The sequence below is a fragment of the Curtobacterium sp. PhB25 genome, assembly GCF_004365375.1.
Taxonomy (GTDB): Bacteria; Actinomycetota; Actinomycetes; order Actinomycetales; family Microbacteriaceae; genus Curtobacterium.
In genome coordinates this window covers 366,038-380,995 of record NZ_SODR01000003.1, presented here as the reverse complement: position 1 = coordinate 380,995, position 14,958 = coordinate 366,038, and the positions used below count along the sequence as shown (strand labels likewise).

The 14,958-nt window shown below is 70.6% G+C and carries 10 protein-coding genes; 2 read left to right on the top strand and 8 right to left on the bottom strand.

Features of this window, described 5'->3' with window-relative positions:
- Window positions 1-122: 122 nt before the first annotated feature.
- The 8 genes from EDF51_RS08700 to EDF51_RS08660 all read right to left on the bottom strand — a co-directional run bounded on the left by EDF51_RS08700 (window position 123) and on the right by EDF51_RS08660 (window position 12,901).
- A complete protein-coding gene (locus EDF51_RS08700) occupies window positions 123-2,072 on the bottom strand; it encodes a prolyl oligopeptidase family serine peptidase (protein WP_134194496.1) in 1,950 nt (649 codons plus the stop codon).
- Window positions 2,069-3,853 carry an N-acetylglutaminylglutamine amidotransferase gene (locus EDF51_RS08695; protein WP_134194494.1) on the bottom strand — a complete coding sequence of 595 codons (1,785 nt, stop codon included), beginning with the start codon at window positions 3,851-3,853 and terminating at the stop codon, window positions 2,069-2,071. The genes EDF51_RS08700 and EDF51_RS08695 overlap by 4 nt, the downstream gene beginning before the upstream one ends.
- Window positions 3,853-6,420 (bottom strand): carboxylate--amine ligase/circularly permuted type 2 ATP-grasp protein, encoded by a 2,568-nt coding sequence (locus EDF51_RS08690; protein WP_134194492.1) that lies wholly within the window; start codon window positions 6,418-6,420, stop codon window positions 3,853-3,855. Before EDF51_RS08690 ends, EDF51_RS08695 begins: the two co-directional genes overlap by 1 nt.
- A 783-nt stretch (window positions 6,421-7,203) precedes the next feature.
- On the bottom strand, window positions 7,204-8,064 hold the full coding sequence (locus tag EDF51_RS08685) for an ABC transporter permease (protein ID WP_131877984.1): 861 nt from the start codon (window positions 8,062-8,064) through the stop codon (window positions 7,204-7,206).
- Window positions 8,061-9,014 (bottom strand): ABC transporter permease, encoded by a 954-nt coding sequence (locus tag EDF51_RS08680; RefSeq protein ID WP_165932304.1) that lies wholly within the window; start codon window positions 9,012-9,014, stop codon window positions 8,061-8,063. The genes EDF51_RS08685 and EDF51_RS08680 overlap by 4 nt, the downstream gene beginning before the upstream one ends.
- Entirely contained in the window at window positions 9,011-10,231 is a 1,221-nt protein-coding gene (locus tag EDF51_RS08670) for a spermidine/putrescine ABC transporter substrate-binding protein (protein WP_207896083.1), read from the bottom strand. The genes EDF51_RS08680 and EDF51_RS08670 overlap by 4 nt, the downstream gene beginning before the upstream one ends.
- Window positions 10,228-11,415 carry an ABC transporter ATP-binding protein gene (locus EDF51_RS08665; protein WP_123292904.1) on the bottom strand — a complete coding sequence of 396 codons (1,188 nt, stop codon included), beginning with the start codon at window positions 11,413-11,415 and terminating at the stop codon, window positions 10,228-10,230. Before EDF51_RS08665 ends, EDF51_RS08670 begins: the two co-directional genes overlap by 4 nt.
- A gap of 31 nt (window positions 11,416-11,446) precedes the next feature.
- Complete coding sequence (locus EDF51_RS08660) at window positions 11,447-12,901, bottom strand: gamma-aminobutyraldehyde dehydrogenase (RefSeq protein WP_131877978.1); 1,455 nt, start codon at window positions 12,899-12,901, stop codon at window positions 11,447-11,449.
- Window positions 12,902-13,046: 145 nt separating this feature from the next.
- On the opposite strand from EDF51_RS08660, the gene EDF51_RS08655 reads away from it, so the two are divergent.
- On the top strand, window positions 13,047-13,517 hold the full coding sequence (locus EDF51_RS08655; protein WP_027466949.1) for an Lrp/AsnC family transcriptional regulator: 471 nt from the start codon (window positions 13,047-13,049) through the stop codon (window positions 13,515-13,517).
- On the top strand, window positions 13,514-14,956 hold the full coding sequence (locus EDF51_RS08650) for an aspartate aminotransferase family protein (protein ID WP_131877976.1): 1,443 nt from the start codon (window positions 13,514-13,516) through the stop codon (window positions 14,954-14,956). Before EDF51_RS08655 ends, EDF51_RS08650 begins: the two co-directional genes overlap by 4 nt.
- Window positions 14,957-14,958: the final 2 nt, after the last annotated feature.

Below are 14,958 nucleotides of genomic sequence, written 5' to 3'. Positions count from 1 at the left end.
CCGCATCGTTGCACCCCGTGACGGCACAGTGCGAGGTTGTTCACCTGGTGCGAGGAAACAACCTCGCACCGAGTGTGAAACCTCGCACCAGCGAGCACCCCCACCAGACCGAGCGCCCCGCCTCACCCCAGCCGCGACGCCACGAACTCCACCATCCGCCGCACCAGCAACGCCCGCGACGACGCCCGTCGGTACTCGTGCCCCTCACCCGCGAGCTCCAGGTACTCGACGTCGTGCGCCCGCTCCCGCAGCGCCGCGACCACCTGGTGCGCCTCGCCGATGGGGACGTTCGTGTCGAGCTCACCGTGCACGACGAGCAACGGCGCCGTGACGTCGTCGATCGCCCGCATCGGCGACAGGGCCGCGAGCAGCGCTTCGTCGTCGACGGGGTGCCCGTACTTCGTCGCAGCCGCCGAGGCGATCCACGGTTCGGTGTCCCGGTAGAACGTGGCGAAGTCGCTCATCCCGCACACGGCGACACCTGCCGCGAACACGTCGGGCGTGAACGCCAGGGATGCGAGGGTCGCGTACCCGCCGTAGGAGCGGCCCTCGACGGCCACCCGGGAGCGGTCGGCGTACCCGTTCGACACCAGGAACCGTGCGCAGTCCACGACGTCGGCGAGCGCGTTCCAGCGCAGGGCCAGGTCGTCGGCGTGCACGAACTCGTGTCCGTACCCGGACGATCCGCGGATGTTCGGGGCGAGGACGGTCACGCCCGCTGCGGCGAGCGCCTGGTGCTGGGGCGAGAACGTGGGTCGTTCCTGCGACTCCGGTCCGCCGTGCAGGTGGACGAGCGCTGCTCGCGGGCCGGGAGGCACGGCAGCAGCAGCACGAGCGCCGACGGCTGACGACGTGGCCGGCTCCACCGCCCGGTACAGCCAGGCGGTCAGCTCCAGTCCGTCACGGGCGGTGAACCGCTCGAGCGTCGGCTCGACCAGCTGCAGGTCCGGCAGCGCGGGGACGTCGGTGACCCGGCTCCAGGTGAGCGCGTTCGTGTCGAGCCGCCAGAGTTCTCGCGGTCGGGTCGGTCCCTCGACGGCGAGCAGGACGCTCCGGCCGTCGCGGCTCAGCACGGGATCGGTGACGACGTACCCGGGCAGGTCGGGCACCGGGGTGCGCGAGGCGTCGTGGGTGTTGATGAGGTCGAGTTCGCTGCGCCCGTCGACGTTCCAGACGAGCAGCAGCGTGCGGCCGGCGTCGTCGGCGTCGAGGTACTCGAGTTCGGCGTCGGCGCGCTCGATGATCCGTCGGGGTGTGCCGCGCCAGCCGTGTGGTCCGACGGGCTGGGCGACGAGTCCGCGGCGGGGCAGTCCGGCCTCGGTGGCGACGTAGGCGACGAGGGGGCTGGTCTCGCTCGCGGGCGAGGGCCGCAGGAACGCGATGTCAGCGGACCCGTCGGGGTCGTCGGCGAACAGGGCGTGGCTCTCGTCGGTCAGCCGGTCGACCACGACGACGAACTCCTGGCCGCGCTGCCCGTCACTGAGCACGACGAGGCGTTCCTCCACCGACAGGTCGAGGATGTGGATGAGTTCGCCGACGGCCAGGTCGTCGCGGTCGCCGGACACCGGGTCGACCAGGTACGAGCGGGCCGGCTGGTCGGCTTCGGTCGAGGGCAGCGTGATGACGACCCGGTGCCCGCTGCGGCTCCACGGGCCGAGCTCGGCGTGCTGGTACCGCGAACCGGCGATCTGCGCGGCGTCGGTGCCGTCCGGCCGGACCACCCAGACCTGCTGCTTCACGCCGCCGTCGGTCGCGATCGCCACGGCGAGCCACTCCCCGTCGGACGACCACGACACCCGGATCACTGGGTCGTCGGACAGCGCGATCCGGACCGGTTCGGGCAGTTCGCCGTCGACGACGACGTCCTGCACGAACACCTCGGGGGTGCCGTGCCGGTCGGACACGAACGCCACGCGCCGGGCGTTCCGGGTCATGGTGGGGCCCCACGACCCCCAGGCGGCGGCGAGCCGCTCGCCCAGGTCGGCCGCGGCCCTGGTCGTGGCCGAGGGACGGACGTCGGCCGACGACGCGACGCTCGCCGAGCCTCCAGTCCGGGTGGAACCCACGTTCACCGCACCCCCTGCTGCTGCAGCCACATCTCGATCAGGCCGAGCTGCCAGAGCGCGTTCGCGCCGATCTCGGTCCGCGTGCTGTTCGGGTCCTGGAGCATCCGCTCGACCGTACCCGGGTCGAACAGGCCGCGCTCACGTGCTTCCGGCGCGTGCAGTGCCGTGCGCACCCGCTCCAGGTACGGGCCCTCGAGCTGCCGGATCGCGGGCACCGGGAACGACCCCTTGCTGCGGTCGATGACGCTGTCGGGGACGATGCCGCGCGACGCCCGCTTCATGACGCCCTTGCCGCCGTCCGACAGCTTGAGCGCGGGCGGGATCGCGCCGGCGAGCTCGACGAACTCGTGGTCCAGGAACGGCACGCGGGCCTCGAGGCCCCACGCCATCGTCATGTTGTCGACCCGCTTGACCGGGTCGTCGACGAGCATCGTCATCGTGTCGCTGCGGAGCGCAGCATCGACGCTCGTCTCCGCGCCCGGAACCGCGAACGCAGCGTCCACGAACGCCGACGGGGTGTCGTCGTCGCTCTTCCAGCGCTCCGCGAGCAGCCCCTGCAGCGCCGGCCACCTGCGGTCCATGAACACGGAGCGGTAGGCCTCGGCGGCCTGGTCGCGGGGGACGTCGGCGAGCGGCGGGTACCAGTCGTAGCCGGCGAGCACCTCGTCGGCACCCTGGCCGGACTGCACGACCTTGACGTGCTGCGAGACCTCCTGCGACAGCAGGTAGAACGCGACGCAGTCGTGGCTGACCATCGGCTCGCTCATGGCGGCGACCGCACCGTCGATGCCGTCGAGCAGGCGCGTCGAGGGGATGTGGATGCGGTGGTGGTCGGTACCGAAGTGCTTCGCGACCTGGTCCGAGTACTCGAACTCGTCGCCGGACTCACCGCCAGCGGCCTCGAAGCCGATGCTGAACGTCGCGAGGTCCTGCTGCCCGGCCTCGGCGAGCAGTCCGACGACCAGGGACGAGTCGATGCCGCCGGACAGCAGCACGCCCACGGGGACGTCGGCCACCATGCGGCGCTCGACCGCGGTGCGGAGCGACCCGATGAACGCCTGCTCCCAGTCCTGGTCGGTCCAGTCGGCCCTGGCGGGGTCGCGCTCGAACCGCGGCTCCCAGTAGACGGTGTCGCGGGACGTGCCGTCGCGCTCGATCACCCGGACGGTGGCGGGCGGGAGCTTGCCGACACCGGACAGGATCGTGCGGGGTGCCGGCACGATCGAGTGGAAGCTCATGTAGGACGCGAAGGCGACGGGGTCGATGGACGTGTCGATGCCGCCGCCGGCCAGCACCGCAGGCAGGGACGACGCGAACCGCAGCCCGCCCGGTACCTGTGCCACGTACAACGGCTTGATGCCGAGCCGGTCCCGCGCGAGCACGAGTCGGCCGCTGGCGTGCTCCCAGATCGCGATGGCGAACATGCCGATCAGGTGCTCGACGAAGGCCGTGCCCCACTCGGCGTAGGCGACGGCGATGACCTCGGTGTCCGACGTCGAGAAGAACTCGTGGCCCTTGCCGCGCAGCTCGTCACGCAGCTGCTCGTAGTTGTAGACCATGCCGTTGTAGGCGATCGTCAGTCCGGCCCGGGGCAGCACCATCGGCTGCGCACCGGCGGTGGACAGGTCGACGATCGACAGCCGTCGGTGTCCGAGCGCGACCGGACCGCGCGCCCAGAGCCCGTCACCGTCGGGGCCGCGGTGCACCATGCACCCGGTCATCCGCGCCACTGCTCCGACGTCCGGGGCCGTGCCGTCGAACCGGATCTCGCCCGCGAGTCCACACATCAGCGCTCTCCCTCGGCCGCCGCCTTCGCGGCGGATCCCACGATCCAGGTGTCCTTGGCGCCGCCGCCGCGCGACGAGTTCACGACCATGCTGCCCTCGGGCGCCACCCGGGTCAGCGCGACGTCGGCCAGGTGCGCGTCGTCCTCTCCGGTCCCGGTCAGGTAGACGAACGCGCGCAGGTCGACGTGCCGTGGGTCGAGGCCCGCCGGTCCGATTGTCGGGTGCGACGACAGCTGCACCACTTCCTGTCCGACCCAACCTGCTGGGTCGGCAGCGATCTCGCGCCGTCGTTCGGCGACCTCCGGGGCACTCGCGCTCGGCCCGATCAGGACCCCGCGTCCGCCTTCGCCGTCGACCGGCTTCGTCACGAGTTCGCCGACCCGGTCGAGCACCGACAGGCGTTCGCCCTCGATGCTCGTGCGGTACGTCGGCACCGACTCGAGCAGCGGCTTCTCGTCCAGGTAGTACCAGATCAGGTCCGGCACGTTGACGTACATCGCCTTGTCGTCGACCAGGGCGTTGCCCGGGGCGTTCGACAGGTGGACGTGTCCGGCCTCGGCCACGTCGAGGATGCGGGCGCCCAGCTCCGGCGCGTGGTCCGCGGTCAGGGCCCGCACGTCGCGGTCGATCCGCAGGTACAGCCCGTCGAGCACGTCGCCGGTCGTCGCGTCGACCACACGTCCGTCACGGACGTCCAGGTCGGACCCGGCCAGGAGGCGCAGCCCGGCTCCGTCGGCCAGCCTGCGGTGCTCGAACCACGCGCCGGCGGCGGGGCCGTCGCTGACGAGTGCGAGCACCGGGTCCGGGTTGCCGGTCACCGCGGTCGCGTTCGTGCGCAGGGTCTCGCGCAGGCGGTCGGTCACGCCGTGCGGGTCGCGCAACAGCGCCGGACGTGGAGCGTCCGGCACGACGTCGTCCATGAGCTCGCGGAGCGCGATGCCGTACGCGACCCCGGAGGGCGAACGCACGTTGTCCTCGAGCACCCGCCAACCGCCGAACTCGTTCCGCACCAGGTCGAAGCCGAGCACGGGTGCCCGCACCGCGTGACCGGGCAGGCGCGCAGCGTCGGGGTCCCAGCCGTTCGCCCCGACGAACTGGTGCTCGTCCATGACCCCGTCGGCCACGATCCGCCGCTCGCCGTACACGTCGCGCAGGAACAGCTCGATCGCCCGTGCGCGCTGCCCGAGGCCACGCTCCAGCTGCGACCACTCGTACGCGCTGATCGTCCGCGGCACCAGGTCGCACCCGAACGCCTGCACGCCGCCGTCCACGACGAAGCCGACCTCGTGCTCGCGCGTCCAGGCGTCGCGCGCGGCACAGTGCTCGTTCGTGGTGTCGGCGTCCCAGGCGGTGAAGTACGTCGCCAGGTCGCGGAACGCCGGACGGGGGCGGGCACCGGGGCCGACCGCTTCGTCGCCGGCGCGCACCCGGTAGCCGGGGACCGCGACCGCCGGGTCCTCGTCACGACCGGACGGCGTGCCGGCGGTGTCCTCGACCACCAGGGCGACGACGTCGTCGAGCTCCCCGCGCTCGGCGTACGCGGTGCGCTGTCGATCGGTGGAGTTGCCGCGGGCCAGGGTGTCCTCGAGCAGGTCCGTGACGGTGCCCCAGTCGCCGAGCTCCTCGAGTTCCGGGCGCAGGCGGGACACCAGTTGCCGGACGGCGACCTCGGCGGGCAGGCGGTCCGGGTGCTGCCCGAGGCCGAGCAGTTCGCCGCTCAGCCCCGTGCGCGCCGCCTGCCACATCGCTGCACGGTGCAGGGGTTCGCTGCGGGGGTGCCACTCGGCGCCGGACTCGACGGCGACCTCGGCCTTCCGCACCGCTGCCCGGAACAGGCCGGCGATGAGCACCGCGTCGTCGACGATCGGGGTGGCGTCGCAGACCCGGAGTTCGAGCGTCGGAGCGTGCGACGACGGCCGCACGTCGAAGTACGCCATCTTCTTGTCGGCGATCACCCCCGAGGCGATCAGGTCGTCGAGCACCTTGTCGTACTCCGCCGCGTTCGACACCCGTCCGAAGCTACCGGCCGACGGCCACCGCTGCCAGATGATGCTGCGGAACGACGAGTACCCGGTGTCCTGCCCGTTCCAGAACGGACTCGACGCGCTCAGGGCCAGCAGCACCGGCAGCACCGGCGCGACCCGTTGGGCGATCTGCACCGCCAGGTCGCGGTCGCTCACACCGACGTGCACCTGCAGGCCGCAGATGAGCTGCTCGTCGACGAGCATCCGGTACTGCTCCTGCATCCGGCCGTAGCGCCCGCCGCTGGTCAGTTCGAAGTCGGCGTACTCGGACCGCGGCGCCGTACCGACCGACGCGATGGTGACCCCCGCCGGTGCGATCGCGGCGCTGAGCTCCCGGCGCAGGTCGACGATCACCCGCCGCAGGTCGTCGAGGGTGCGCACCACGGGGGTGTTCGTCTCGATGGTCGTGCGCTGCAGTTCCGCGCCGAAGCGGTCGGCGGGCAGCTTGGGCAGAAGGCGCGGGGCCTTCGCGGAAAGTCGGCCGGACTCGAGGTCGATGAGGTGCAGCTCTTCCTCGGCGCCGAGCGTCAGCTCTGCACTCATGGCTGGAACCTACGCGCGGCCGCTGTGGCGTGCGCCGCGGCACACCGCCTGACTCGCGTCCGTAACACGCCCGTCAATCGAGCGTCACGAGCGCTGCGCCTCCCGGCCGCACCGTGCGCCCGTCGCCGCCCCGTGCGAGGTTGCACGCTCCGTGCCCGGTTACAAGCGCGCACCACGCGCGCAACCTCGCACCAGCTCACGCAACTCGCACCGTGCGACCCGCGCCGATCGCGCACCGGCCCGCGAAAGCCGCACCGTGCTGTGGACGCACACCACCCGCCGGACGGGAGGCACGGCGCCAGCCCGCCACGCGCCTCCCGCCCGCACCGTGCGCACCTCGCCACCCCGTGCGAGGTTCCACGCACCGTGCCCGGTAACAAGCGCGCACCACGCGCGCAACCCCGCACCGGCCCGCGAAAGCCGCACCGTGCTGTGGACGCACACCACCCGCCGGACGGGAGGCACGGCGCCAGCCCGCCACGCGCCTCCCGTCCGCACCGTGCGCACCTCGCCACCCCGTGCGAGGTTCCACGCACCGTGCCCGGTTACAAGCGCGCACCACGCGCGCAACCCCGCACCAGCCCGCGAAAGCCGCACCGTGCTGTGGACGCACACCACCCGCCGGACGGGAGGCACGACGCCAGCCCGCCACGCGCCTCCCGTCCGCACCGTGCACGCTTCGTCACCCCGTGCGAGGTTCCGTGCTCGGTGCGAGGCGCGCGGGCTCGCACCGAGTACGGAACCTCGCACCAGGCCACGCACCTCGCACCGTGCGTGCGGCGCCTACCCGCGCGTCCGGGCCAGGCGCCGGTTCAGCGCACCGTTCAGCAGCGCCACGAGCAGCCCCACCGCGAACACGAGCGTCCCGAAGCACAGCACCTGCGGCGGCATCCCGGCCTTCGCGGCGCCGTAGACGAACAGGGGGAACGTGACGGCGGGCCCGGCGACGAACGAGGTGATGACGTAGTCGTCGATCGACATCGCGAGCGCGAGCAGCCCGGCCGCGAGCATGCCCGGCGCGAGCAACGGCAGCGTCACGAGCCGGAAGGCCTGGAACGGCGTCGCACCGAGGTCGCTCGCGGCCTCTTCGAGCACCCGCGACGTGCCGGAGATCCGAGCGCGGAGCACCACCACGACGTACGCGACGTCGAACGCCACGTGGGTGATGAGCACGGTCAGGAACCCGGTGCCGAGGCCCACCGACAAGAAGAACGACAGCGACGCCGAGCCGACCACGATCGAGGGCGCCGCGATGTCCGCGAAGACGACGGCGTTCACGGCACCGCGGCCGGGGAACCGGTACCGCTCCAGCGCCAGGGCCAGCGGCAGCCCGATCGCGACCGAGATGATCGCGGCCAGGAACGCGACGACGACCGAGGTGACGAACGCGGCTCCGAGCCCGGACACGTTGACCAGGTTCGCGTACCAGTACGTCGTGAAGCCGTTCCACGCGAACGACAGCCGGTTCGTCGGGGCATCGTTGAACGAGTACACGATCATGTAGACGATCGGGACGAGTGTGATCGCGATGGTGACCCAGTAGACGATCGCGAGCCAGGGCCCGCGACGGTTCACGCCGTGGCGGCGGACGACGGGCGACGAGGTGGTCGCGGTGGACGGACGAGACGGTGCGACGGCGGTCATACGAGGTCCTCGAGGTCGTCGGTGCCGGAGACGCGGGCGTAGATGAACAGGATGATGCCGAGCACGACCATGAGCACGGTCGACAGTGCCGCGGCGACGTTGTACTGCTGGTTGCCGGAGTAGGCGTCCTGGATCGCCTGACCGATCGTGTAGGTGTTCGTGCCGCCGAGCAGCGCCGAGTTCACCGGGTCGCCGACGCTGTCGATGAACACGAGCAGGACGCCGGCGAAGATGCCCGAGCGGGACAGCGGCAGGGTGGTGTGCCAGAACGCCCGGAACTTGCCGGCGTACAGGTCGTTGGCGGCCTCGCCGAGTCGCGGGTCGATGCGTTCGAGCGCGGCGTAGATCGGCAGCACCATGAACGCCAGGTCGTTGTAGGCGTCGCCGAAGATCACCGCGCCGCCGGTGCCGAGGATGTGGAAGTCCTTGCCCGCCAGGCCGATCGCCTGCAGGAAGGTGACGACCGGACCCTGCGACGCGAGCACGAACGCCCACATGTCGGTGCGGATGATGAACGACACCAGGAAGCTCACGAACACGAGCATGAGCAGCGGGTTCTTCCACCGCGGCGAGACCCGGAACGCGATGAAGTACGCCACCGGGTAGCCGACGATGATGGTCACGACCGTGGCGGCGGCGCCGTACCAGAGGGACCGGAGCAGGAACGTCAGGTAGGGCACCTGCGGGTCGATGAACAGGGAGCCGTAGATCCCCCAGTTCCACGTGAAGGTGTACCCGTCGTCCGGGTTGCCCGACATGAGCGAGACGATGAGCCCCGACACGAGCGGGATGACGAAGAACACGCAGAGGTACGCGGTCCCGACCAGCGCGAGCAGGAAGGGCGTGCTGCGACGGCGTCCCCGGCGGACCGGCGCCGGACCAGCACCCGGTGCCGGACCAGCACCCGGTGCCGGTGCGGCACCCGGGCCGGCGACCCCGACGGCGGTCACGACTGCACCACCGCGTTGAAGATGCCGTTCCACTCCGAGTACTCGTCGTAGTTCTCGAACACCCGGAACTCGTGCGACCGGTCCAGCACGTCGGAGTCCGGGAACACCAGCGGACTGTCCGCCACCGTCGCGTCGTCGAGCTCGTCACGGACGTAGGCCTCGGCGCTGGGGACCGGGCAGACGTAGTTGACCCAGTCCTCGACGATGCCCGCGATCTTCGGCGTGTAGTAGAAGTCCATCCACTCGAGGGCGGCCACCGGGTTCGCTGCCTGCCGGGGGATCATGAGGTTGTCGTGCCACATCATCTGGCCCTCCTCCGGCGTGACGAACTTCAGGTCCTCGAACCCGGACTGCTGCGCCTGGAAGACGTCGCCGGACCACGCCTGGGTGATCCAGGTGTCGCCGTTCTCGAGCTTGTTGATGTAGCTCTGGTCGTAGAAGCCGGTCACGCTCGGGCGCAGTTTCCGCAACCACGCCTGCGCTTTCCGCCAGTCCGCCGGGGTGGACGTCTCCGGGGCGATGCCGTTCGCGAGCAGCCCGAGGGAACCGAGCTCGGTGTTGTCGCTCATCAGCCCGACGCGGCCCGCGAACGCCGGGTCGAGCAGGTCCTGGAACGACGTGATCTCGCGGTCGATGTACTTCGGGTTGTAGGCGATCCCGGTGAACCCGGTCTGCCAGACGACGGAGTGCTTGTTGCCGGGGTCGTACGTCGGGTCCTTCACCGAGTCACCCGCGTTCGCCGCGAAGTTCGGCAGCCGCGAGTGGTCGAGCTCGCACACGAAGCCGTTCTTGATCATCTGGGTCAGCTCGAACCCGTTGGTCATCACGACCAGGTCGTAGCCGGTGGCACCCTGCGCCCGCAGGATCGGCGAGACGGTCGCGTAGAACGTCGCGTTGTCCTGGATCACCGCCTGGTAGTCGACGCTGATGCCGGTGGCCTTCTGGAACAGCGCGAGCGACTCGGACTTTCCGTGGTCGGAGTCGATGTAGAGCGGCCAGTTCGCGAAGTTCAGCTGCTTCGTCGCCGTGGCGTCCTTCCAGAACGCGGTCCAGTCGACGGCGTTCTCGGCGCCGGAGGCGGCTGAGCCCTTGATGCTGCACCCGGTGAGCAGCGCCGCGAGCGCGGCGGCTCCTCCGCCGGCGAGCAGGCCGCGTCGGCTGACGCGCGCGGACGTCAGTCCGCGCAACAGGTCCGGGCCGGGTCCCCCGCCGGTCACGCGAGCGATCCTGCCGTGGCGGGTGCGGACTGGAGGCCCGTGGCGGCGTGGGTGGTGACGGTCTGGTCGGACGCGGGGTGCGCCTCCAGGCCGAATCCGTGGTCGACGCCCCACGTGAGCCAGACCTCGGTGCCGGTCGCGATCCGCGGTCCGCCCTTCGAGTTCTGCGCGAAGACGGAGACGCGGCCGGCGCCGGGGACGTCCACCAGGTACTGCGTGCTGACGCCGGAGAACGAGACGTCGACCACGCGGCCGGGGCCGAGGATGTTGCGGCCGGCTTCGGGGGTGGGCTCCGAGGTGCGGATCTTGAGCTTCTCGGGACGGACGCCGACGACGACGCTGCCCGAGGTGCGGACGGCGCGGTCGGCCGGGACGGCGATGGTGCCCGCCGGGGTCGCGACCACGAGCAGCGGGCCGTCGGTGCCGCGGACCTCGCCCTCGAGCAGGTTCGACTGGCCGAGGAAGTTCGCCACGAACGCGGTGCGGGGCAGCTCGTACAGGTCCTGGGGGCTGCCCATCTGCTCGATCCGGCCACCGTTCATGACGGCGACCGTGTCGGCCATCGTCATCGCTTCTTCCTGGTCGTGGGTGACGTGCAGGAAGGTGAGCCCGACCTCGGCCTGGATCGTCTTGAGTTCGAGCTGCATCTGGTGCCGGAGCTTCAGGTCGAGCGCACCGAGTGGCTCGTCGAGCAGGAGGAGTGCCGGCCGGTTCACGATCGCGCGTGCCAGCGCGACGCGCTGCTGCATGCCGCCGGACAGGGAGGCGGGGCGCTTGTCGGCCGAGGCGTCGAGCTCGACCAGGTGCAGGGCCTCGCGCGCCTTCGTCATCGGGTCCGGGATCCGTCGCCGCTTCAGACCGAACGCGACGTTGTCGAGCACGCTCATGTGCGGGAACAGCGCGTAGTTCTGGAACACCGTGTTGACGGGCCGCTGGTACGGCTTCGTGTCGGTGACGTCCTCGCCGCCGATCGTGATGGTGCCGCTCGTGGGCTCCTCGAGCCCGGCGACCAGTCGCAGGGTCGTGGTCTTGCCGCAGCCGGAGGGGCCGAGCAGGGCGAAGAACGAGCCGGCCGGCACCGTCAGGTCCAGCGCGTCGACCGCGGTGTGGCCGGGGAACGACTTGGTGATCTGCTCGAGTCGGAGATCGGCTCCGGATTCGGCGAACGTGCCGGTCATTGCCATGGTGCCTCCTGCTGCTTCGGAAGGATCGGGGTCAGCCGATGTAGGACATGACGTGCTTGATGCGGGTGTAGTCGTCGAACCCGTACTGGGACAGGTCCTTGCCGTAGCCGGAGTGCTTGAAGCCGCCGTGCGGCATCTCGGCGACGATCGGGATGTGGGTGTTGATCCACACGCACCCGAAGTCCAGGTCACGGGCGAAGCGCATCGCCCGCGAGTGGTCGGTCGTCCACACCGAGCTCGCGAGCCCGTACTCGACGTCGTTCGCGGCGCGCAGTGCTTCGTCCTCGGTCGTGAAGCGCTGCACGGTCTGCACGGGGCCGAACACCTCCTGCTGCACGATGCGGTCGGTCTGACGCAGGCCGGACACGATCGTGGCCTGGTGGAAGTAGCCGACGTCGCCCTGCCGCCCGCCGCCGAGCTCGATCGTGGCGTGGTCGGGGAGGGTGTCGACGAAGGACCGGACCTGGGCGAGCTGGTTCGCGTTGTTCACCGGGCCGAAGTACGGGGTGGCCGTGTCGGCGCCGGTGGTCGCGGTCGCACGTGCCGAGGCGGCGAGCGCCGCCACGAACTCGTCGTGGATGCCGTCCTGCACGAGCACCCGGGTGGCGGCGGTGCAGTCCTGCCCGGCGTTGAAGAACCCCGCGGCGACGATGCCGGCGACGGCGGACGGGATGTCGGCGTCGTCGAACACGATCACCGGGGCCTTGCCGCCGAGCTCGAGGTGGGTGCGCTTCAGGTCGCCGGCGGCGGCGCGGGCGACCTCCATGCCGGCGCGGACCGACCCGGTGATGGACACGAGCTGTGGAGTGGGGTGGTCGATCATCGCGGCGCCGGTGGTGCGGTCGCCGACGACGACGTTGAGCACGCCGGGCGGCAGGAACTCGGCGGCGACCTCGGCGAGCAGCAGGGTGGAGAGCGGGGTGGTGTCGCTCGGCTTGAGCACGGTGGTGTTCCCCGCGGCGAGCGCCGGGGCGAACTTCCACACCGCCATGTTGAGCGGGTAGTTCCAGGGGGTGACCTGGGCGACGACGCCGATGGGCTCGCGCCGGACGAACGAGGTGTGGTCGGCCATGTACTCGCCGGCGCTGCGGCCCTCGAGGTTGCGGGCGGCTCCGGCGAAGAAGCGGATCTGGTCGACGGACAGCAGGATCTCGTCCTCGACCAGGGTGGCCCGGGGCTTGCCGGTGTCGAGGGACTCGAGGTCGGCGAACTCCGATGCCCGCTGCTCCATGGCGTCCGCGATCCGGAACAGCGCGAGCTGTCGTTCGCCGGGGGTCGTGCGGCGCCAGGTCGCGAAGGCGGTGCTCGCGCTCGTGAACGCGGCGTCGACGTCGGCAGCCGTGGACACGGGGGACGTGCCGTAGACCTGCTCGGTGGTGGGGTCGACCAGATCGAACCGGGTGTCCGCGCCCGACTCGACGAACGACCCACCGACGAAGTTGCGCACCTCGTGCGTCGTGGTCACCGTTTCCGTCGTGTCCAGCATGGCGGTGATCCTGACACGGATTCCAGCGGTTCGGAAGACGGATTCGGAGGTTGTGGAGAACCGTAACAACGGAAATCGTCGCGAAACACGGTGTTCACAACGGAATCCCTTGCGCGCTCCGGGCCTCGCTGCCATGCTGTCCGGCATGGCGGCAGCACCACGACGTCCGGGACCGATCGACGACACCTCGAAGCGGATCATCGAACAACTCCAGGCGGACGGCCGCCGTCCGTACGGCGAGATCGGCAAGGCCGTCGGTCTCAGCGAGGCGGCGGTCCGGCAACGAGTCCAGAAGCTCACCGAGACCGGCGTCATGCAGATCGTCGCGGTCACCGACCCGATGCAGCTCGGCTTCCACCGGCAGGCGATGATCGGCATCCGGGTCAGCGGCGACACCCGAACAGTCGCCGATGCCCTCGAACAGCTGCCGGCGGTCGACTACCTCGTCATGACCGCCGGCAGCTTCGACCTGATGGTCGAGGTCGTCTGCGAGGACGACGACGACCTGATCGAACTGCTCAACGGCACGATCCGGGCCATCCCGGGCGTCGCCGGCACCGAGACCTTCGTCTACCTGCAACTCCGCAAACAGCTCTACGACTGGGGAACGCGATGACCATCTCAGACCAGACGACCGGACAGCCCACGCGGCTCCACTCCTACGACCCGTTCGCCCCGGTCGACGACGCCGACCTGCAGCGGAAGTCCCGGGACCACCTGTGGATGCACTTCGCCCGGCACGGTGCGAACCAGGCCGGTGCCGACGTGCCGATCATGGTGCGCGGCGAGGGCCACCACGTCTACGACAGCCACGGCAAGGGCTACATCGACGGGCTCTCCGGCCTGTTCGTCGTCGCCGCCGGCCACGGTCGGAAGCGCTTGGCCGAGATGGCCGCGAAGCAGGCGGAGACGCTGAGCTTCTTCCCGATCTGGTCCTACGCGCACCCGGCCGCCATCGAGCTCGCCGACCGCCTGGCCGAGCACGCCCCCGGCGATCTCAACAAGGTCTTCTACTCGACGGGCGGCGGCGAGGCGGTGGAGACCGCCTTCAAGCTCGCGAAGTACTACTGGAAGCTCCAGGGCAAGCCCATGAAGCACAAGGTGATCTCGCGTGCGGTGGCCTACCACGGCACCCCGCAGGGTGCCCTCGCGATCACCGGCATCCCGGCGATGAAGCAGATGTTCGAGCCGCTGACGCCCGGCGGCTTCCGGGTGCCGAACACGAACTACTACCGCGCCGAGGAGATGGGCTTCCCGGGCGGCACCGAGGAGCAGTTCGGGGTCTGGGCGGCCGAACGCATCCGCGAGATGATCGAGTTCGAGGGCCCCGACACCGTCGCCGCGGTCTTCCTCGAGCCGGTGCAGAACTCCGGCGGGTGCTTCACGCCGCCGCCCGGGTACTTCCAGCGCGTGCGCGAGATCTGCGACGAGTACGACGTCCTGCTCGTCTCCGACGAGGTCATCTGCGCCTTCGGCCGGATCGGCACCATGTTCGCCTGCGACACCTACGACTTCGTGCCGGACATGATCACGTGCGCCAAGGCGATGACCTCGGGGTACTCCCCCATCGGCGCGACCATCATCAGCGACAAGCTCTTCGAGCCGTTCTCCAAGGGCGACACGACCTTCTACCACGGGTACACGTTCGGCGGGCACCCGGTGTCGGCCGCCGTCGCGATGGAGAACCTCGACATCTTCGAGGAAGAGGGCCTGCTCGCGAACGTGCGGCAGAACGCCCCGCTGTTCAAGGCCGAGCTCGACACCCTGAAGGACCTGCCGATCGTCGGGGACGTCCGCGGTGACGGCTACTTCTACGGCATCGAGCTCGTCAAGGACAAGGCCACCAAGACGACCTTCGACGACGACGAGTCCGAGCGGCTGCTGCGCGGGTTCCTGTCGAAGGCGCTGTTCGACGCCGGGCTGTACTGCCGGGCGGACGACCGCGGCGACCCGGTCGTGCAGCTCGCTCCGCCGCTGACCATCGGGCAGCCGGAGTTCCGCGAGATCACCTCGATCCTGCGGAGCGTCCTGTCCGAGGCCTCGTCGAAGATCTGACC